This window comes from Streptomyces muensis (assembly GCF_021474425.1).
Taxonomy (GTDB): Bacteria; Actinomycetota; Actinomycetes; order Streptomycetales; family Streptomycetaceae; genus Streptomyces; species Streptomyces muensis.
The window spans coordinates 1-18,068 of record NZ_JAKEIP010000028.1 but is presented as its reverse complement, the minus strand read 5'-3'; the positions used below and the strand labels follow the sequence as shown (position 1 = coordinate 18,068).

Sequence of the window (18,068 nt, the reverse complement as noted above, 5' to 3'; positions counted from 1 at the left end):
AGGTCTACGACGTGGTGGGGCCCCGCCCGAGATACAACGCCGTCCGTTCACGTAAGGTCAATGGCGTTGGCATAAGCCGCCAAGGACGGGGAGAGGACGCAGGTCATGGTGCCGAAACCGGTCGTGCCGGAGGAGAAGCGGCGCCGTCGCCGTCCCACGAAGAGCGGCACCGTGCTGTCGGAGCGGCTGATCGTCGAGACGGCGCTGCGCATGCTGCGCGAACACGGCAGCGCCGGTCTCACCGCCCGCCGCCTGGGCCTCGCCCTCGATGCGGACCCGAGCACCCTGTACCGGTACTTCCGCGGCATGGACGATCTGACCCTCGCCATCGGCGACGCCCTCATGGGCCAGGCGCTGGACGGCTGGGAGCGGACGGGGGAGTGGCGGGCGGACCTGCGCGCCGTGGGACTGCGCGTCCACGCCGCGTACGTCGCCCATCCGCAGGCCGCCGCGCTGACGACCAGCCGGGTCACCGGGCGGCCCAACGAACTCGCCGCCGACGAGGCGGTGTTGGACGTGCTGCGCACCGCCGGGTTCGCGCTGGCGGACACTGTGCGGATCTATCACGCCTTCATCGACCAGGCGCTGGCCTTCGCGGCGCTGGACGCGGCGGCGTTGGCCCTGCCGACGGATTCGCTGCGCGCTGACGAGGATGTGTGGCGGTCTACGTATGGTCGGCTGCCTCGGGCCGACTATCCGCGGATCGCCGAGGCGGCGCCGTTGCTGGCGGCGCGGATGGTGGAGAGTGCGTATCCGACTGCGTTGGAGATGTTGTTGGACAGTGCTGCGGCGGAGTTGGACGCGGGGTAGCTCCGCAGGGGGTGCCGCGATACGTCGTTCAGAGGGTGCGGCGCCGTTGTGGCTGGTCGCGCAGTTCCCCGCGCCCCTTGGGGGGTGGCAGCACCGTCGGTTGAGACGTCCCCTCGGCCCAGCTCAGGCTCGCAGGGCCTGCGCCGCTGTTGCCGTTACCGCCTCCGTCACTGCCGCCAGGGCCGGGGAGTCCAGTTTCCACTGTTGCCAGTACACCGGGACGTCGACCGGGCGTCGCGGGGCCAGTTGTACGAGGCGGCCGGTCTTGAGTAGGGGTTCCGCCTGGACCTCGGGGATCATGCCCCAGCCGAGGCCGGCGGTCACGGCCGCGAGGAAGCCCTCCGAGGTGGGGATGTGGTGGCGTAGGGGACTCGCGCCGGTGCGGCCCCGGCGGAGGGCGCGGACGAAGGCGTCCTGGAGGTCGTCGCTGCGGTCGAAGGTCATGACCGGCGCCCGCGCCAGCGCGTCGCCGAGCGGTCCGCCGAGGTGCCGCTCGGCGAACTCCGGGCTCGCCGCGGCCAGATAGCGCATCCGGCCCAGGGAACGCACGGAACAGCCCGCCACCGGATCGGGCGATGAGGTCACGGCGGCCATCACCAGCCCCTCCCGCAACAACGTCGCCGTACGGCTCTCGTCCTCGCGTCGCAGTTCGAAGCAGAGCCGGGACTCGTCCGGTACGCGGGTGAGTGCCGTCAGGAACCAGGTCGCCAGGGAGTCGGCGTTGACCGCGATCGACACCCGGGTCGTGTCCCCGGCGTCGTTCATGCCGAGCTCGGTCCGCGCGTCGCGCTCCAGCCGGGCCAGCTGGCGGGCGAACCGGACGATCACCGTGCCGGACTCGGTCGGCCGCACCGGCTTCGTCCGCACCAGCAGCACCCGCCCCGTGCGCTGCTCCAGCGCCTTCACCCGCTGGCTCACCGCCGACGGCGTCACATGCAACGCTGCGGCGGCCGCGTCGAAGGTGCCCTCGTCCACCACCGCCAGCAGCGTCCGCACCTGGTCGAGGGGGAGCTCGGTCAGCTCGGTTCTCAAGGGGGTCTTCGCCGGTACCTTCACGACAGCTAAGGATACGTAAGAATCTTTAGCTGTACGAGGGGCGGTCGGGTCCCTAGCGTCGACGGTATGAACGACGCCCTGACCACCGCTGCCGCCGGATTCGGTACCGGCCTCACCCTGATCGTCGCCATCGGCGCCCAGAACGCCTTCGTGCTGCGCCAGGGCATCCGCCGTGACGCGGTCCTCGCCGTCGTCGGCATCTGCGCCCTGTCCGACGCCCTCCTCATCACCCTGGGCGTGGCCGGCGTCGGCGCGGTGGTCGTCGCGTGGCCGGGGGTGCTGACGGCGGTCGCCTGGATCGGCGGCGCGTTCCTGCTCTGCTACGGCGTGCTGGCCGCCCGTCGGGTGTTCCGGCCGGCCGGTGCTCTGGTGCCGGAAGGCGACGCCACGGGGTCACGGCGGCGGGCGGTGCTGACCTGCCTCGCGATGACGTGGCTGAACCCGCACGTCTATCTCGACACCGTCTTCCTGCTCGGCACGGTCGCCGCCGACCGCGGGCCGCTGCGCTGGACGTTCGGCCTCGGTGCCGCGCTGGCCAGCCTGTGCTGGTTCGCCGCGCTCGGCTTCGGCGCACGGCTGCTGAGCCGCCACCTCGCGAAGCCGACGGCCTGGCGCATCCTGGACGGGCTGGTCGCCGCCACGATGATCGCCCTCGGTGTCGGCCTCGTCGCCGGAAGCTGAGACGCGGATCCGAACACCCGGCCGGTGCTGCGATAGTGATCCCCGACCGGAAAGATGTAACGAGCATCCAGGAAGCGCGTGGACACCAGCGAGAGCAGTGCCGAACCACAGGATCCACCGGAGAAGGACACCTCCGCGGTGCCCACCCGGCGACGCGGCCTGCGCCGCTGGGCCATGGACACCCGGCCGCTGCGCCGCCCTGCCTACCGCCGGCTGTGGTCCTCGACCATCGTCACCGCCGTCGGCAGCCAGCTGACCGCGGTCGCGGTGCCCAAGCAGATCTACGACATCACGCACTCCTCGGCGTGGGTGGGGGCCGCGAGCCTCGCCGGACTGCTGCCGCTCGTGGTGTTCGCGCTGTGGGGCGGGGCCGTCGCCGACAGCATGGACCGGCGCAAACTGCTGCTGATCACCAACAGCGGTATCGCGGTGACCTCGGTGCTGTTCTGGCTCCAGGCCGTCACCGGCCTCGCGTCGGTGGCCGTGCTGATGGTGCTGCTCGCCGTCCAGCAGGCGTTCTGGGGGCTCAACGCCCCGGCCCGCAACGCCTCCATCGCCCGACTGGTGCCGGCCGAGGAGCTGACCGCCGCGAACGCCCTCGGCTCCACGGTCATGCAGACCGGCCAGGTGGTCGGTCCCCTGCTGGCCGGTGTGCTCATACCCGTGATCGGCCTGGCCGAGCTGTACCTCATCGACGCGCTGGCCCTGTGCGTCACGGTCTGGGCGGTCGTACGGCTGCCCGCGCTGCCGCCCCTCGCGGCCACGGGGGCCACCGTCAAACGCCGTGCGGGCGTACGGGAGATCGCGGACGGATTCCGCTACATCGCCCTGCACAAGGTGCTGCTGCTGTCCTTCCTGGCCGACATCATCGCGATGGTCTTCGGCATGCCCCGCGCCCTGTTCCCGCAACTCGCCGGCGAGACCTACGGCTCGTACGGCGAAGGGCTCGCCCTCGGCCTGCTGTTCGCGGCGATCCCGATCGGCGCGGTGGCCGGCGGGCTGTTCTCCGGCACGTTCTCCCGGGCCCGCAGACACGGGTGGATGGTGATCGGCGCGGTCGTCGCCTGGGGCGCCGCCATCACCGGCTTCGGACTGAGCGACAGCCTGTGGCTCGCCGTCGCGTTCCTGGCTCTCGCCGGGGTCGCGGACATGGTCTCGATGGTCTTCCGCGGGGCGATCCTGCTGTCCGCCGCCAGCGACGAGATGCGCGGCCGGATGCAGGGCGTCTTCACGGTGGTCGTGGCAGGCGGACCGCGCCTGGCCGACGTGCTGCACGGCACAGCGGGGTCGGCCTTCGGGGCGCGTACGGCGACCGTGGGAGGCGGGCTGTTGGTCATCGCCCTCATGGTCGGCCTGGCACTGCTGGTGCCGGCGTTGCGTCGCTATCGCGTCTGAGGCTCAGAGCGCGCTGCGCCGGTGGTGGCCGTACTGTTCCATCAGCCTGCCGCGCGTCAACTCCAGCCGGTGCGCGAGGATTTCGGCGACATGCCGGACCAGGGACATCCCGAGACCCGGATCCTCCTCGCACAGCCGGAGCACCGCCGCCGCGTCGAACTCGTAGGCGCGCACCGGGCTGAAGGCCTCCGCGCCGAAGTCCCACTGGTACGGCGGGAAAAGCCACGACCAGCCGAGCAGATCGCCGGAGCCGAGGCTGGCGACGGTCACCCGCTGGATCGACGTCACGCGCTGGTCGAGGGAGACGGCGCCCGAGCGGATGACCCAGAAGCGGTCGGCCGTGCCCCCCGCCTCGAAGATCCGGGTGTCCTCGGGGAAGGAGACCTCCCGTGCGAGCGTCATCAGACGCTGGCGCTGCGGGGACGGAAGGGCGGTCAGCAGCTTGATCGCTTTGGTCATGACACGGGGCTCCTCGCCGACGACTGAGGTACCGGTGCTTCCCTGCGTCCATTTCAGCCGCAACCGCCGCCGTGAGCACCTCGGCGGCGGAGGGTTTCGCAAACCGAGAGCGTGTGAGGGCATTAAAAAGCCCTGGCTGGACGGGGGAGGCCAGCCAGGGCCGTAGGTGGTGGTGCGCGGGGGACGGATACGGTCTACCCCGTGACCACGTATGTATGAACCGTAAACCATCTCGGCGGATTCTGCGTAATCAGGACCGGGTTACGTGACCGGTTTCACTCCGATCGATGTTTCAAGGCCGATCCGGATGCCTTCCCGGGGTCAGGATCTCCTCCAGGACCGTGATCACGGTTTCATAGGCCACCGTCCGTACGGCGGCGTCGCGGGCCGCGTCGGGGTCGGTCGACCTGAGCTGCTCGCTCCGTGCCCGCCACGTCCGCTCCTCCTGCCGGGCACAGGCCCTGGCGCGCTGCATGCGGCGCAGCAGTTCGTCTGAGTCCACGACATCGGTCATGACTTCCGCGTACCCGGTATCGCCCCGATGAGCCGTCTTCCCGCCGATGCCTTCACGTGCCGTCCGAGGTTCTCACGGGCACACCCAGGGGGCGGGCCAGGCCGGCCACGCCCTCGTCGAGGCGTTGCAGATGCCGCAGGACGCGGTCGGTGACCCGGCCGTAGCGCGGTGCGCCGGGGCCGGCCCGGCCCAACAGCGAGGCGATGCTCGGGCCGGTCTCGATGCCGGCCGTGGCGTGCTCGTCGGTGACGTGCTCGGTGATCGCCTCGATGTTGTGCGCGATACGCCCCGCGGCCCGGCGCAGCCGGGGATCCGCCGCGATCGAGGGATGGGTGGGCAGCAGCTCGGCGGTCGCGGCCAGGGAACGCGCGTGGTACGCGCACGTCTCCAGCAGCGCGACGACATGGCGTGCGGTCTCCCGCCGGGCCCGCAGCGGCGTCACCGGATGCGTGAGCGGCTTGGTCGCGGCCCGCAGGTCGGCCAGCGCCTGGTCCAGGTCCCGCGCCTGGTCGAGCAGCTCGACGGGCGGCCCGCCGCTGAGCTGCTCCACGGCGCTGCGGGTGACCTCGCCGAGCCGTTCCAGCACGGTGGCGAGCAGCTCGTTCGTACGGCGGTCCGTCTGCACCGGCAGCACCAGCGCCGCCGCGATCACCCCGCAGGCCGCGCCGAGCGCCGTCTCCTGGATGCGCAGCACCAGCACCGAGAGGCTGTAGGTGTGCAACAGGGTGTAGAGCAGCCCGAGGGCGGCGGTGACGAAGAAGGAGGACAGCGTGTAGGACAGCGGGGCCGAGTAGAACATCGCGAACACGAACAGCAGCACCAGCGCGAACGCCGTCCAGGTGTGCTGCCCGACCGCGCCCGCCAGCACGATGCCGGCCAGGACGCCGAGCACGGTGCCGAGCAGCCGGCGGTAGCCCTTGACCAGGATCTCGCCCGTGGACGCGGTGTTCAGGAACACGATCCAGCAGGTCAGCACCGCCCAGTACCAGCGGTCGCTGGACAGCAGCTCGCCGCCGACCATCGCCAGCGTCGACCCGACGGCCACCTGCACGGCGGCACGCGTGGTGGGCCGGCGCAGCCCCGCGGGCTCCTCCGAGAGTGCCTCCTCGCCGGCGTCGAGCACCGCGTCCTCCGCGTCCAGCTCCTCGCGCGAGCGCGCCGTGGCCGGGCTGTCGTCGGACTCGTCCTGGGGTCCGCCGAGGGCGATCCGCAGCCCGAGGACCGCGCGGGCGGCCTCGCCGACGGCCCGGAAGGCGTCCTGCACGGCGGGGGAGGCGTCGGGCAGGTTCTCCTCGTCGCGGTAGCCGAGGAGACGGTTGCGGACGTGGGACAGCGCGGTTCCCGAGGTCTCGCCGACCGGGTGCAGCACGAGCAGGCGCAGGGCCTCAAGGTCACGGCGCAGCGTGACGGTCGCCTCCTCGCGGACCGGCTGCCGGCCGCCCGAGGGGATCGGCGCGCCCGGCAGATGCAGGGCCAGGGTGTCCGCCCGCTCGGCGCCGCGCGCCGCGAGCAGCGACAGACCCAGGCGCTCGGCCGCGATCTCGGCGTCCGCGATCCGCCGCTGCACGAGCCGCGCCACCGCCTCGTCCGTCGTCCCCTCCGCCAGCCGGCCCTGGATCAGCAGGGCCGTCTCATGCAGCCGCGCCGTGCCCTCGCGCACCCGCTCAAGAGCCCGGTCCGCGTCCTGCGGGCCGGCGCCGAGCAGTTCGACTTGCGCGGACAGCAGCTGGGCCAGCCGGGCGCGGAAGGCCTCGCGCAGCCGCTCCAGCACGCCCGTCGGTGTCTCGGGGACGAGGGCGAACCGCACCAGCGCGCTGCACCCGAAGGCCAGCGCGACCGCACCGTACAGCTCGGGCAGGCCGGAGACCGTGGCGCCGACGAACAGGGACACGAAGTAGATCTGGAAGCCGATCAGGCCGAGCGCGGTGCCGCGGTCGCCGAACCTGCGGCCGTAGACGGCACAGAAGATGAGCAGGACAAAGCACACGTCCCCGGCCACGAGGTTGCTGTGCAGAGCCGCCGCCAGCGTCATGGACGCCAGCGCCACCGGAAGGCCCAGCGCGAGCGTGACAGCCTGCTGCCCGCGCTGCTTCTCCCGGATCGCGAAGGTGGCCACCATCGCCGCCAGCGCCCCCGCGACCAGGTGCGGCACATCGGTGCCCAGCAGGGCGAGCGCGGCGACCGCGAGGGCGATGGCCCCCGCCGTGCGCAGCCCTGCGGTCAGCCGCAGCAGCCCGGGGTCGGACGCCGCGAAACGGTCCCGCAGCCGCGCCCGCGCCGGCCGTCGCGCTGCCCTCACGTCGCCGTACTCTCTCCCGCTCTCTCCTCGTTCCCGCCGCGAGCGGCGGCCCGCGGCGCGTCCGTCACCTCACTCGGCCGTCCCCTCGATGCCCTCGTCCCCGCCCTTTCCCGCGACGCGCGCCCGCAACTGCTCCGGTGTCAGATAGGCGTGGACGAACTCGAAGTCCTTCAGCTTGGCCGGGCTGCGGGACTGGAACCCGGTGCGCACGAAATCGTCCCCGGCGACGGCGTTGAGCAGCCAGTTCGTCATGACGCGCGTCTTGGCGACGTTGGTGCGCAGCGCCGACCAGTGGTAGCCGCGGGCGACGGCCATCGCGGGCAGGCCCTTCAGCTCGATGCCGAGCGGCTTGGACACGGCGTCCGTGCCGCCGAGGTCGACGACCAGGCCGAGGTCCTTGTGCTCGTAACGCCGCAGCGGCTGGTTGCGCAGGGCCGCGATGACGTTGTCGGCGACGACCTTGCCCTGGCGCATGGCGTGCTGCGCGGTGGGCGGACAGACCGCGCCCTCCTCGCCCTTGGCCACGTCGGGCACGGCGGCCGCGTCGCCGAGCGCGAACACGCCGTCGTGGCCGGGCAGGTTCATCTCGGCGTTGACCGCGAGGCGGCCCCGTACCGTCTCGGCGCCCAGCGTGCCGATCAGCGGGCTGGCGACGACACCGGCGGTCCAGATCAGCGTGCGGGTGGGGATCACCCGGCCGTCGGTGAAGGTGACCTCCTCGGGGCCCGCCTTGGCGATGGACACGCCCAGGGAGATCTCGACACCGCGCTTGCGCAAAATCTCCTGGGCCGCGCTGCCCAGCTTCTCGCCGAGCTCGGGCATCAGCCGCGGCGCGATGTCGATCAGATGCCACTTGATCAGCTTCGGGTCGAGCCGCGGATAGCGCTTGACCGCGTTGTGCGTCAGCTGCTGCAGACACGCGGCGGTCTCGGTTCCCGCGTAGCCGCCGCCGACCACCACGAACTGAAGCCGGGCCGCGCGCTCGTCCGGGTCCTGGCTGGCGTCGGCGAGGTCCAGTTGCGAGATGACGTGGTCGCGGATGTAGGCGGCCTCCGCGAGGGTCTTCATGCCGTACGCGTTGTCGGTGAGCCCGGGAATGTCGAAGGTGCGGGTGATGCTGCCGGGGGCCAGCACGATGTAGTCGTACGGCTCGTTCACGGTCACGTCGGTGATGGTGCGGATGACGCAGACCTTGGCCGCGAGGTCCACGCCGATGGCGCCGCCCGGGATGATCCGGGTGCGGTACCGGCGGCTGCGGCGCAGGGACACGGCGATCGACTGGGGCGTCAGGACGCCGGAGGCGACCTGGGGCAGCAGTGGGAGGTAGAGCTGGTAGGAGGACGGCGTCACCAAGGTGATCTCGGCCTCGTCGGGGGAGAGTTTGCGTTCCAGCCGGCGAACGCATCCGACTCCGGCGAAGCCTGCGCCAACCACCAGGATCCTGGGTCGTGTCACGGTGATCTTCCCTTCTGCGGCTCCAGGCGGGGTGCCTGACGTCGTTCGCCTGCCCCTGGATCGCGGCTTCGCACGCCTCGATCCCACCGCGCCACCGACCGCTGCGCCAGCCGGGTGCGGCAGGCAGATGAACTCGTCGACAGCCACCTTGCCCCAGTCGGCGCGGGGGCACACCGGTTCGGCAGTGAAAGACGTGTACGCGCGATCTCTTGACGGTGTATTGGTCTGGACCTAACGTCCGACGCGCATGTCCAAAACAGGGACTGCAGTTCATGCATATGAACAGGAGGCAGAATGCCCCTACCCCTGCGCACCGTCACCGTCACCACCGCGCTCTGCGCCACCTCCCTGCTCGCCGCCCCGCAGGCCTTCGCCGAAGTCGAGCCCGGCGGCTGGCGGTCGGTGTCACCGAGCTTCAACGTGCAGGAGCGCGGCTGCGGCCAGGTCGACGGCCTGACGTTCCGGCTCACCTGCTCCACCGCGAGCGGCGACCAACGGGCTGAACGACGCTATGCCACCTACACCGGAGGAACCCGCCAGTTCGAAGGCCGCTTCCGCATCACCAGCCTCAGCGGCACCCGGATCAGCCTCAAGCAGACCTTCAACGACTCGGCCCCCGGCCCGTACTTCATGCTCGCCGTCGAACGCGGCGGCCGCCTCTACGCGGTGCACGGCGGCGCCACCCTCTCGAACGCCGGGACCGTCGGCGCGACCGTCCGCGTCAACACCGTCCACCAGGTCGGCGTCGAGCACCGCACCTACATCAACGGCTCGCTCAAGCACCGCTACGCCAGCCCCGGCGGCAGCTTCTACGACAAGTTCGGCGCCTACCGCACCAACAGCGGCAGCGGGCAGGCCACCGTGGAGTGGAGCGACATCCGCTTCTGGCGCAAGTAGCGGCCGCCGTATGCGAGGAAAGGTGCCCATCGCGGTGTCGGCGGCGCTGGTCCTGGCGCTGCCGGCCTGCTCGGCCGACGCCACCGACCCGGAACGGCCCCTGCGCGGTGTCCTCACGACACCCACCGACATCGACCTGGACTGGCAGGACACACGGCCCGGAATCGCGGGCCACGTCCTGGAGTTCGCGACCGAGGAGAGTGGCCCGTACACGGTTCTGCGGTACCTCGCTCCCCACGTGACCAGCTACCGCCACCCCGACCTCCTGCCGCACACCACCTTCCACTACCGGCTGCGGTCCTACCGCGGCCCCACCGTCCGGCCGGCCCGCACCGACCTCGCGGACGGCCTCCGCTTCACCTGGACCGACGACTCCCCGGACGAGGACGGCTTCCTCCTGGAGATCCGCAAGAAGGACAGCCACCGCTACGACCCCGTCGCCGTAGTCCCCCCGGACACCGAGACCACCGACTTCGTCCCCCTGCCCGACGAACGGCACGCCGGCTACCGCATCCGGGCCTTCGTCCTCGGCGAGCAGTCCAATGTCGTACGGCTCACCACGGGCGAGTAGCCGCGGGCGGGCCGGCGAAGAGCGCGAGCCGGCGAACAGGGCGAGCCCGGGCGCCGCTCAGCCGAAGACGTTGTCCGCGTCGTCCCAGTGCGCCAGCTCCTCCGCCATGTGCTCCCGCGGCGCACGCGACCGTGCCTGGTACATCGCGTCGATCTGGAGCGCGTAGTGCCGCACGATCGCGTCCCGACGCAGCTTCATCGACGGCGTCAGCAGGCCGCTGGCCACGTCGAACGGAGCCGGCAGCACCCGGAACACCCGGATCGACTCCGAGCGCGACACCGCGCTGTTGGCGGCGGCCACAGCCCGCGAGAGCTCCTCCCGCAGCGAGTTCTCCTCCCGCGCCTCCCTCACCCGCGCGTCGCTGCGCACCGCGAGAGACTCCCGCCAGTACGCCAGGAAGTCCGGGTCCAGCGTGATCAGCGCTCCGACGCAGGGCCGGTTGTCGCCGACGACCACCGCCTGATGGACCAGCGGATGCATCCGCAGACGCTGCTCCAGGAGCGCCGGGGAGACACTCTTGCCACTGCTCGTGACGATGACGTCCTTCTTGCGGCCGGTGATCGTCAGATAGCCGTCGGAGTCCAGCCGCCCCAGATCCCCGGTGGCCAGCCACCCGCCGCGCAGCGCGGCCCGCGTCGCCGCCTCGTCCTGGACATAGCCCTGGAACACCGACGGCCCGCGCACCAGGATCTCCCCGTCGTCGGCCACCCGGATGTCCGTGCCCGGCAACGCCTGCCCGACCGTCCCCGACATCTCCCGGCCCAGCGGCTGCGCGGTGATCCCGCCGCTGGTCTCGGTGAGGCCGTAGCCGTCGTTCACATAGATGCCGATCCCCTCGTAGAACAAGGAGATCTCACGGTTCAGGGACGAGCCGCCCGACGTCGCCAGCAACACCCTGCCGCCGAGCGCGTTGCGCAGCTTCCGGTACACCGTCCGCTCGTACAGCGCGTGTTGCAGCCGCAGGTCGAAACCAGGCCCCGGGCCGCCGCCCAGCCGCTGCCGCTCGAGGGCCGCCGCGAAGTCCCGTGCGGTGTCGGCGGCCCGCTCGAACAGCGCACCCCGGCCCGCCTGTTGCGCCACCCGCAGGAAATTCTTGTAGATCTTCTCGAAGATCGACGGGACCGCGCAGAAATACGTCGGTCTGAACGACCGCAGCGCCGCCGACAGCGCCTCCTCGTGCAGCTCGGGCTCATGGCCCATCAGCATGCCGCCGCGGATGCACAGGGTCTGCACCAGAAGGCCGTACACATGGGAGAAGGGCAGGAAGGCGAGCACGGACGCCTGTCCGCCCGGCGGCACCACCTTGTGCCCCCAGCCCGCGAGCAGCGTGTCGCAGGTGCTCGCCAGGTTGCGGTGACTGAGCGCGCAGCCCACGGGCCGGCCCGTGGTGCCGGAGGTGTAGGCGACGACCGCGGTGGAGTCCGGCAGCACGATCCGGCGCATCGACTCCACCGTCGCGAGCGGGACGAACTCGCCCTGCTCCACCAACTGCGGCAGCGCCCCCGCGTCGAGTTGCCAGACATGCCGCAGCTGCGGCAGCGACCCGCACACCGAGCCGACCGTCATGACCGCCTGTTCGTCCTCGACCACCACGGCCACACAGCCGGAGTGCCGCAGGATCCACTCGACCTGGTCGCGCGACGACGTCGGATAGATCGGCACCACCTCGGCGCCCACCGCCCACAGCGCATGGCTGAGCACCGTCCACTCGTACCGTGTGCGCGCCATGATGGCCACGCGGTGGCCCGGCGAGATACCGGAAGCGATCAAACCCTTGGCCAGATCGGTCACTTCGTCGCGCACTTCCGCGGCGGTCACCTCCTCCCAGCCGGTGGAGGAGGCGCTGGTGGAGGAGGAGTCCTGGCGGCGCGCGAGCATCGGCAGTGCGGGATCGAGGGCCGCCGTCTCGAAGACGCTGTCGGCGAGCCCGCCGGTCAGGGACGTGACGGTCGGGGGAGCGAGGCCGAGGTCGCGCATGCGCTGCTCCTGTGGTGTACCGGGTGTGACATCACCGATGAGTACTGTTATCGGCGGTGCCCGAATCTAGCCCAGCTGAGAGCGCGCGGTGTCGAGAACTGACAATTGACCTCGTTCGGTGATCTCCCCTCGATCAGGGCGACAGCCACACCGTGGCGAGCGGAGGCAACGTCAGCCGGATGTGCCCGTCCTCCGGCTTGAGCGGCTCGGGGTTGGTGACGTCGCTCCCGCCGTAGTGCGCGGCATCGGTGTTGAGTGTCTCGTGCCAGGCGTCGACGCGGTCCGGCACCCACAGCCGGTAGTCGTGGCGGACGACGGGGGAGAAGTTGGAGACGGCGAGCAGGATGTCGCCGTCGGAGCCGAACCTCAGGAACGCGAACACGTTGTCCTCCGCCGCGTCCCCGACCACCCACTGGAAACCGGACGGATCGGTGTCCCGCTCCCACAGCGCCGGGGTCGCCCGGTACAGCGTGTTGAGGTCCCGGACCAGATCCCGCACACCCCGGTGGTCGCCCGCGGACGCGTACCCGGGATCCAGCAGCCACCACTCCGGCCCGTGCGCCTCGGACCACTCGGCGCCCTGCGCGAACTCCTGCCCCATGAACAGGAGTTGCTTGCCCGGATGCGCCCACATGAAGCCCAGGTAGGCACGGTGGTTGGCGCGCCGCTGCCACCAGTCGCCGGGCATCTTGGAGACCAACGCCTGCTTGCCGTGCACGACCTCGTCGTGGGAGATCGGCAGCACGTAGTTCTCGCTGTAGGCGTACACCATCGAGAAGGTCATCTCGTTGTGGTGGTACTTGCGGTGCACCGGCTCCTTGGCCATGTACTGGAGCGAGTCGTGCATCCAGCCCATGTTCCACTTCAGCCCGAAGCCAAGGCCGCCGCTGTCCGTCGGCCGGGTCACCCCGCCCCAGGCCGTGGACTCCTCCGCGATCGTGACCACCCCCGGATTGCGCCGGTACACGGTCGCGTTCATCTCCTGGAGGAACGCCATCGCGGCCAGGTCCTCCCGCCCGCCATGGACGTTCGGCGTCCACTGTCCGGAGTCCCGCGAGTAGTCGAGGTAGAGCATCGAGGCGACGGCGTCCACCCGCAGCCCGTCGATGTGGAACTCCTCGCACCAGTACGTGGCATTGGCGACCAGGAAGTTGCGCACCTCGGTACGGCCGTAGTCGAACTCGAACGTCCCCCAGTCCGGGTGCTCGGCCCGCCGTGCGTCCCCGGGCTCGTACAGCGGATCCCCGTCGAACCGACTCAGCGCCCAGTCGTCCTTGGGGAAGTGGGCCGGCACCCAGTCCACGATGACGCCGATGCCGGCCTGGTGCAGGGCGTCCACCAGGTACTTGAAGTCGTCGGGCGTACCCAGCCGGGCCGTGGGCGCGTAGAAGCCGGTGACCTGGTAGCCCCACGACCCGGCGAAGGGATGCTGCGCGACCGGCATGAACTCGACATGGGTGAAGCCGAGCTCCTCGACATACGCGGGCAGCTCCTCGGCGAGCTGCCGGTACGTCAGCCCCGGCCGCCACGACGGCAGATGCACCTCGTAGACCGAGAACGGCGCCTGGTGCACCGGGACGTCGCCCCGGTGCGCCATCCAGTGCTCGTCGCCCCACTCGTAGTGCGAGGCGTGCACGATCGACGCCGTGTCCGGCGGGACCTCCGCACGGCGTGCCATCGGGTCGGCCTTGAGGAACCGGCCGCCGTAGCGGGACGTGATCTCGAACTTGTACCGCGTGCCCTCGCCGATCCCCGGCAGGAACAGCTCCCACACCCCGGACGCCCCGAGGGAGCGCATCGGGAACGCCGTCCCGTCCCAGCAGGTGAAGTCCCCGGCGACCCGGACACCCTGCGCGTTCGGCGCCCACACCGTGAACCGGGTGCCGGCCACCCCCTGATGGGTCATCGGCTCGGCACCGAGCGCCCTCCACAGCTCCTCGTGCCGGCCCTCGCGGATGAGGTGCAGATCGAGCTCACCGAGGGCGGGCAGGAAGCGGTACGGGTCGTGGACCTCGCACTCGTCGGACCCGTCCTCGGCGTACGACACCACCAGTGTGTACGCCGGGATCGCGTCCAGCGGCAGCACACCGGAGAACAGGCCACCGCCCTCCGAGACCAGCCCCGTACGCTCGCCGCCGACCACCACGCTCACCGCACGCGCGAACGGACGCAGCGCCCGGAAGGCGATCCCGCCCGGGACCGGATGCGCCCCGAGCAGCGCGTGCGGATCGTGATGGGCACCCGACAGCAGCCGATCACGGTCGGCCGGGTCCAGGCCGGGCGCGGCGGCGCGCCGGCCCGGGCCGGCCGACTCGGGGCGCGAGGTCTCGTGCAGGGCCATGGGTCAGGCTCCTCTCACGGCGAGGCGTTCGATCGCCGCCATCGGTACGGGCAACCAGTCGGGTCGGTGCCGGGCCTCGTACAGGACCTCGTACACGGCGCGGTCGGTCTCATACGCACGCAGCAAGCCGTGCTTCTTGCGCGGGTCCCACCCAGCGAGGCCGGCATAGCCCGCGCAGTAGGCCTCCCGGCAGCGGCGCGCCCACTCCGGACGCCACGGCCGGCGCTGCCGGGCCGCGTAGTCGAAGGAGCGCAGCATCCCGGCGATGTCCCGCACCGGCGAGTGCACGCCGCGCCGCTCGGCGAGCGGACGGGACGGCTCACCCTCGAAGTCGATGACGAACCACTCCCGGCCGGCCCGCAGCACCTGACCCAGATGCAGATCACCGTGGATGCGCTGGGCGGGCGGTCCGGGATCGCAGCCGGCGAGGGCACCGAAGGCGGTACGCAGGCCGGGCACATAGGGCTGCAGCGCGGGGACGAAGTGCGCGGCGAGTTCCAGGCGCTCGGTCATCGCCGCCGCCATACGGTCGTTCTCGCCCCGGGACAGGGACGGGAAGGCCGCCGCCAGCGCCAGATGCACCTCCGCCGTGGCCCGGCCCAGCTGACGGGCCTCAGCCGTGAAGTCGCCGCCCGAGGCCAGCGCGTCCAGTGCCAGCGTCCAGCCGTCGGAGGCGTCCCGCAGGAACGGCTGCAGCACGCCGAGCGTCGCCTCCCAGGGATACGTCGTCCGGAACCAGGCCACCGGGGCCGGCACCCGACGGCAGCCCTGCCCGGCCAGCGCGCCGGACAGCTCCAGATCGGGGTTGACGCCGGGCTGGATGCGCCGGAACAGCTTGAGGATGAACGTATCGCCGTACACCAGCGAGGAGTTCGACTGCTCGGCGTCCAGCAGCCGCGGCACCAGACCGGCCGGCACGGACACGGACGGGTCCGCCTCGAAGCACAGCGGGCCCGCCGTGCCCGGATGCCGCAACCGCTCCAGCAGCAGCTGCGCCGAGCGGGGGTCCTGCAACGCGTCGAAGACCGTCAGACCGGCCAGCGGTCCCTCCTCCGCACGGCCGATGAGTGCCCGGCCGAGTCGCGGCGACAGGTGTTGCCGTACGCCGAGGAGCAGCTGGTAGCAGTCGCCGGCCGGGGGAGCGCCGCCGGGCGCGGGCACCGCCGAGTGACCGGCGTGCACCAGCAGATGCAGACAGCCCGGGAACAGCTCCGTCATCGACAGCAGCGCGAGGTCCGTGACGGGCCGGTCCTTGCCCGCGAACCAGCGCTGCCGTGGCAGCCATTCGCGCAGCAGCCCGGCGAGCGAGGCCATGGGGCTCGCGTCGACCGTACGGCTCGATCGGGGAGATGCGGTCTTCTGCATGGTGACCCGTCCTTTCCTCGGCACGGACTTCGAGCGCACGCTCAAAGCCGTCGACCGATGCGGGATGCGACTCGGGAGAGCCGGAACCAGTAGAAGCCGTGGCCCCCGAGGGTCAGCAGATACGGCAGCTCGCCGATGGCGGGGAAACGGACCCCGCCGAACAGCTCCACCGGATGGCGTCCGCTGAATTCACGCAGGTCGAGTTCCGTGGGCTGTGCGAAGCGCGCGAAGTTGTTCACGCACAGCACCAGGTCGTCCTCGTATTCGCGGAGGAAGGCGAGTACCGCGGGATTGGAGGACTGCAGTTCCGTGTAGGAGCCGAGCCCGAAGGCCGGGTTCTGCTTACGGATCTCGATCATCCGGCGCGTCCAGTGCAGCAGCGAGGACGGGGAGGCCATGGAGGCCTCGACGTTCGTCACCTGGTAGCCGTAGACCGGATCCATGATCGTGGGGAGACAGAGCCGTCCGGGGTCGCAGGAGGAGAAGCCGGCGTTGCGGTCCGGGGTCCACTGCATGGGGGTGCGGACGGCGTCGCGGTCGCCGAGCCAGATGTTGTCGCCCATGCCGATCTCGTCGCCGTAGTAGAGGATCGGCGAGCCCGGCAGGGCGAGCAGCAGGGCGGTGAACAGCTCGATCGAGTGCCGGTCGTTGTCGAGCAGCGGCGCGAGCCGCCTGCGGATGCCGATGTTGGCCCGCATCCGGGGGTCCTTGGCGTATTCCGCCCACATGTAGTCGCGCTCTTCGTCGGTGACCATTTCCAGGGTCAGCTCGTCGTGGTTGCGCAGGAAGATGCCCCACTGGCAGCCGGAGGGGATGGCCGGCGTCTTGGCGAGGATTTCCGAGACCGGGTACCTCGACTCCCTTCGTACGGCCATGAAGATGCGCGGCATCACCGGGAAGTGGAAGGCCATGTGGCATTCGTCGCCACCGTTCTGGAAATCACCGAAGTAGTCGACGACGTCCTCCGGCCACTGGTTCGCTTCGGCCAGCAGCACGGTGTCCGGATACATCGCGTCGATCTCACGGCGGACACGCCTCAGGAACTCATGGGTCGCGGGGAGGTTCTCGCAGTTCGTGCCTTCCTCCGCATACAGATAGGGCACCGCGTCCAGCCGGAATCCGTCGATGCCGAGGTCCAGCCAGAAACGGAGGGCGGCCAGGATCTCCTCCTGAACGGCCGGGTTCTCGTAGTTCAGATCCGGCTGGTGGGAGAAGAAGCGGTGGAAGAAGTACTGGCCCCGGATCGGGTCGTACGTCCAGTTGGAGGCCTCGGTGTCGACGAAGATGATGCGGGCGTCGGCGTAGGCCTTGTCGTCGTCGGCCCAGACGTAATAGTCGCCGTAGGGCCCGTCGGGGTCGTTCCTCGACTCCTGGAACCACGGGTGCTGGTCGCTGGTGTGGTTCATGACGAAGTCGATGATGACCCGCATGCCGCGCTGGTGCGCCGAGTCCACGAATTCGACGAAGTCGGCGAGGTCGCCGAATTCGGGGAGGACCGCGGTGTAGTCGGAGACGTCGTAGCCGCCGTCACGCAGGGGCGATTTGAAGAAGGGCGGCAGCCACAGGCAGTCGACGCCGAGCCATTGCAGGTAGTCGAGTTTGGCGGTCAGGCCCTTGAGATCGCCGATGCCGTCGCCGTTGCTGTCCTGGAAGGAGCGGACCAGGACCTCGTAGAAGACGGCGCGCTTGAACCAGTCCGGGTCACGATCCTTGGCAGGCGTGTCCTCGAAGGTGTCCAGCACGGGCTCGTTGACGGTCATGACGCGGGGGACCCTCCGATCTGCGGTGGCGATGCCTGGACGTGGAGCACGTGCGCGGGGGCCCTGCCGGGCTCCAGGCGTACGTAGTTGGCCCTGCCCCAGCGGTAGGTCTCACCCGTCAGTTCGTCGTGCACGGACAGGGAGGCGTCCCAGTCCAGGCCGAGTTGCGGCATGTCCAACGAGACCGTGGCCTCCTGGGTGTGGTGAGGATCAAGGTTGGCCACCACCAGAACCGTGTCCGGACCCGTGCGTTTGCTGTACGCGATGAGCGCGTCGTTGTCGGTGTGGTGGAAGCGGAGGTTCCTGAGCCGGTGGAGGGCGGGGTGGCTCCTCCGGACGGCGTTGAGCTGGCTGATCAGGGGGGAGATGGTGCGGCCTTCGCGTTCGGCGGCGGTCCAGTCGCGGGGGCGTAGCTGGTACTTCTCGGAGTGGAGGTATTCCTCGCTGCCCTTGCGCAGGGGGGTGTTCTCGCACAGTTCGTAGCCGCT

General features: G+C 70.7%; 14 protein-coding genes and 1 pseudogene. 5 read left to right on the top strand and 10 right to left on the bottom strand.

Features of this window, described 5'->3' with window-relative positions; translation table 11 throughout:
- The first annotated feature begins 108 nt into the window (after positions 1-108).
- Positions 109-810: a TetR/AcrR family transcriptional regulator gene (locus tag L0P92_RS10630; protein ID WP_234762324.1), complete on the top strand. Its 702-nt coding sequence runs from the start codon at positions 109-111 to the stop codon at positions 808-810.
- 123 nt (positions 811-933) lie between these two features.
- On the opposite strand, the gene L0P92_RS10625 is transcribed toward L0P92_RS10630, so the two are convergent.
- The gene (locus L0P92_RS10625; protein ID WP_234762288.1) at positions 934-1,866 is read right to left on the bottom strand and encodes a LysR family transcriptional regulator ArgP; all 933 of its coding nucleotides are present in this window, start codon (positions 1,864-1,866) and stop codon (positions 934-936) included.
- 66 nt (positions 1,867-1,932) lie between these two features.
- Between L0P92_RS10625 and L0P92_RS10620 the strand changes: the two genes are divergently transcribed.
- Positions 1,933-2,547 carry a LysE/ArgO family amino acid transporter gene (locus L0P92_RS10620; RefSeq protein WP_234762287.1) on the top strand — a complete coding sequence of 205 codons (615 nt, stop codon included), beginning with the start codon at positions 1,933-1,935 and terminating at the stop codon, positions 2,545-2,547.
- Between the two features lie 78 nt (positions 2,548-2,625).
- Positions 2,626-3,942, top strand: coding sequence for an MFS transporter (locus L0P92_RS10615; protein ID WP_372497230.1), 1,317 nt, complete (start codon positions 2,626-2,628; stop codon positions 3,940-3,942).
- 3 nt (positions 3,943-3,945) lie between these two features.
- Here the strand turns inward: L0P92_RS10615 and L0P92_RS10610 are convergent, their stop codons facing one another.
- From L0P92_RS10610 to L0P92_RS10595, 4 genes are all read right to left on the bottom strand, one after another.
- Positions 3,946-4,401 carry a cyclic nucleotide-binding domain-containing protein gene (locus L0P92_RS10610; RefSeq protein ID WP_234762286.1) on the bottom strand — a complete coding sequence of 152 codons (456 nt, stop codon included), beginning with the start codon at positions 4,399-4,401 and terminating at the stop codon, positions 3,946-3,948.
- 292 nt (positions 4,402-4,693) lie between these two features.
- Positions 4,694-4,915, bottom strand: a complete 222-nt coding sequence (locus L0P92_RS10605; protein ID WP_234762285.1) for a hypothetical protein — start codon at positions 4,913-4,915, stop codon at positions 4,694-4,696.
- Between the two features lie 52 nt (positions 4,916-4,967).
- The gene (locus L0P92_RS10600) at positions 4,968-7,214 is read right to left on the bottom strand and encodes an FUSC family protein (RefSeq protein ID WP_234762284.1); all 2,247 of its coding nucleotides are present in this window, start codon (positions 7,212-7,214) and stop codon (positions 4,968-4,970) included.
- A gap of 69 nt (positions 7,215-7,283) precedes the next feature.
- The gene (locus L0P92_RS10595) at positions 7,284-8,675 is read right to left on the bottom strand and encodes an NAD(P)/FAD-dependent oxidoreductase (RefSeq protein ID WP_234762322.1); all 1,392 of its coding nucleotides are present in this window, start codon (positions 8,673-8,675) and stop codon (positions 7,284-7,286) included.
- Between the two features lie 288 nt (positions 8,676-8,963).
- Here L0P92_RS10595 and L0P92_RS10590 point away from each other — a divergent pair, with 288 nt between their 5' ends.
- Entirely contained in the window at positions 8,964-9,566 is a 603-nt protein-coding gene (locus tag L0P92_RS10590) for a hypothetical protein (RefSeq protein WP_234762283.1), read from the top strand.
- A 22-nt stretch (positions 9,567-9,588) separates the two neighbouring features.
- Positions 9,589-10,137 (top strand): fibronectin type III domain-containing protein, encoded by a 549-nt coding sequence (locus L0P92_RS10585; RefSeq protein ID WP_234762282.1) that lies wholly within the window; start codon positions 9,589-9,591, stop codon positions 10,135-10,137.
- 57 nt (positions 10,138-10,194) lie between these two features.
- On the opposite strand, the gene L0P92_RS10580 is transcribed toward L0P92_RS10585, so the two are convergent.
- From L0P92_RS10580 to L0P92_RS10560, 5 genes and pseudogenes are all read right to left on the bottom strand, one after another.
- Entirely contained in the window at positions 10,195-12,114 is a 1,920-nt protein-coding gene (locus L0P92_RS10580) for an AMP-dependent synthetase/ligase (RefSeq protein WP_234762281.1), read from the bottom strand.
- 133 nt (positions 12,115-12,247) lie between these two features.
- On the bottom strand, positions 12,248-14,455 hold the full coding sequence (gene glgB / locus L0P92_RS10575) for a 1,4-alpha-glucan branching enzyme (RefSeq protein WP_234762280.1): 2,208 nt from the start codon (positions 14,453-14,455) through the stop codon (positions 12,248-12,250).
- Between the two features lie 3 nt (positions 14,456-14,458).
- Positions 14,459-15,820, bottom strand: a complete 1,362-nt coding sequence (locus L0P92_RS10570) for a maltokinase N-terminal cap-like domain-containing protein (protein WP_234762279.1) — start codon at positions 15,818-15,820, stop codon at positions 14,459-14,461.
- Positions 15,821-15,861: 41 nt separating this feature from the next.
- On the bottom strand, positions 15,862-17,580 hold the full coding sequence (gene treS / locus L0P92_RS10565; RefSeq protein WP_234762278.1) for a maltose alpha-D-glucosyltransferase: 1,719 nt from the start codon (positions 17,578-17,580) through the stop codon (positions 15,862-15,864).
- Positions 17,577-18,068, bottom strand: a pseudogene (locus L0P92_RS10560) (alpha-1,4-glucan--maltose-1-phosphate maltosyltransferase); the annotation flags it as partial. The gene treS and the pseudogene L0P92_RS10560, both read right to left, overlap by 4 nt.

Excerpts from the sequence above, each read along its gene's own strand:
- L0P92_RS10610 (WP_234762286.1), bottom strand. The coding sequence starts at position 4,401 with ATGACCAAAGCGATCAAGCTGCTGACCGCCCTTCCGTCCCCGCAGCGC.
- L0P92_RS10590 (WP_234762283.1), top strand. The coding sequence starts at position 8,964 with ATGCCCCTACCCCTGCGCACCGTCACCGTCACCACCGCGCTCTGCGCC.
- treS (WP_234762278.1), bottom strand. The coding sequence starts at position 17,580 with ATGACCGTCAACGAGCCCGTGCTGGACACCTTCGAGGACACGCCTGCC.
- glgB (WP_234762280.1), bottom strand. The coding sequence starts at position 14,455 with ATGGCCCTGCACGAGACCTCGCGCCCCGAGTCGGCCGGCCCGGGCCGG.
- L0P92_RS10570 (WP_234762279.1), bottom strand. The coding sequence starts at position 15,820 with ATGCAGAAGACCGCATCTCCCCGATCGAGCCGTACGGTCGACGCGAGC.
- L0P92_RS10605 (WP_234762285.1), bottom strand. The coding sequence starts at position 4,915 with ATGACCGATGTCGTGGACTCAGACGAACTGCTGCGCCGCATGCAGCGC.
- L0P92_RS10580 (WP_234762281.1), bottom strand. The coding sequence starts at position 12,114 with ATGCGCGACCTCGGCCTCGCTCCCCCGACCGTCACGTCCCTGACCGGC.
- L0P92_RS10620 (WP_234762287.1), top strand. The coding sequence starts at position 1,933 with ATGAACGACGCCCTGACCACCGCTGCCGCCGGATTCGGTACCGGCCTC.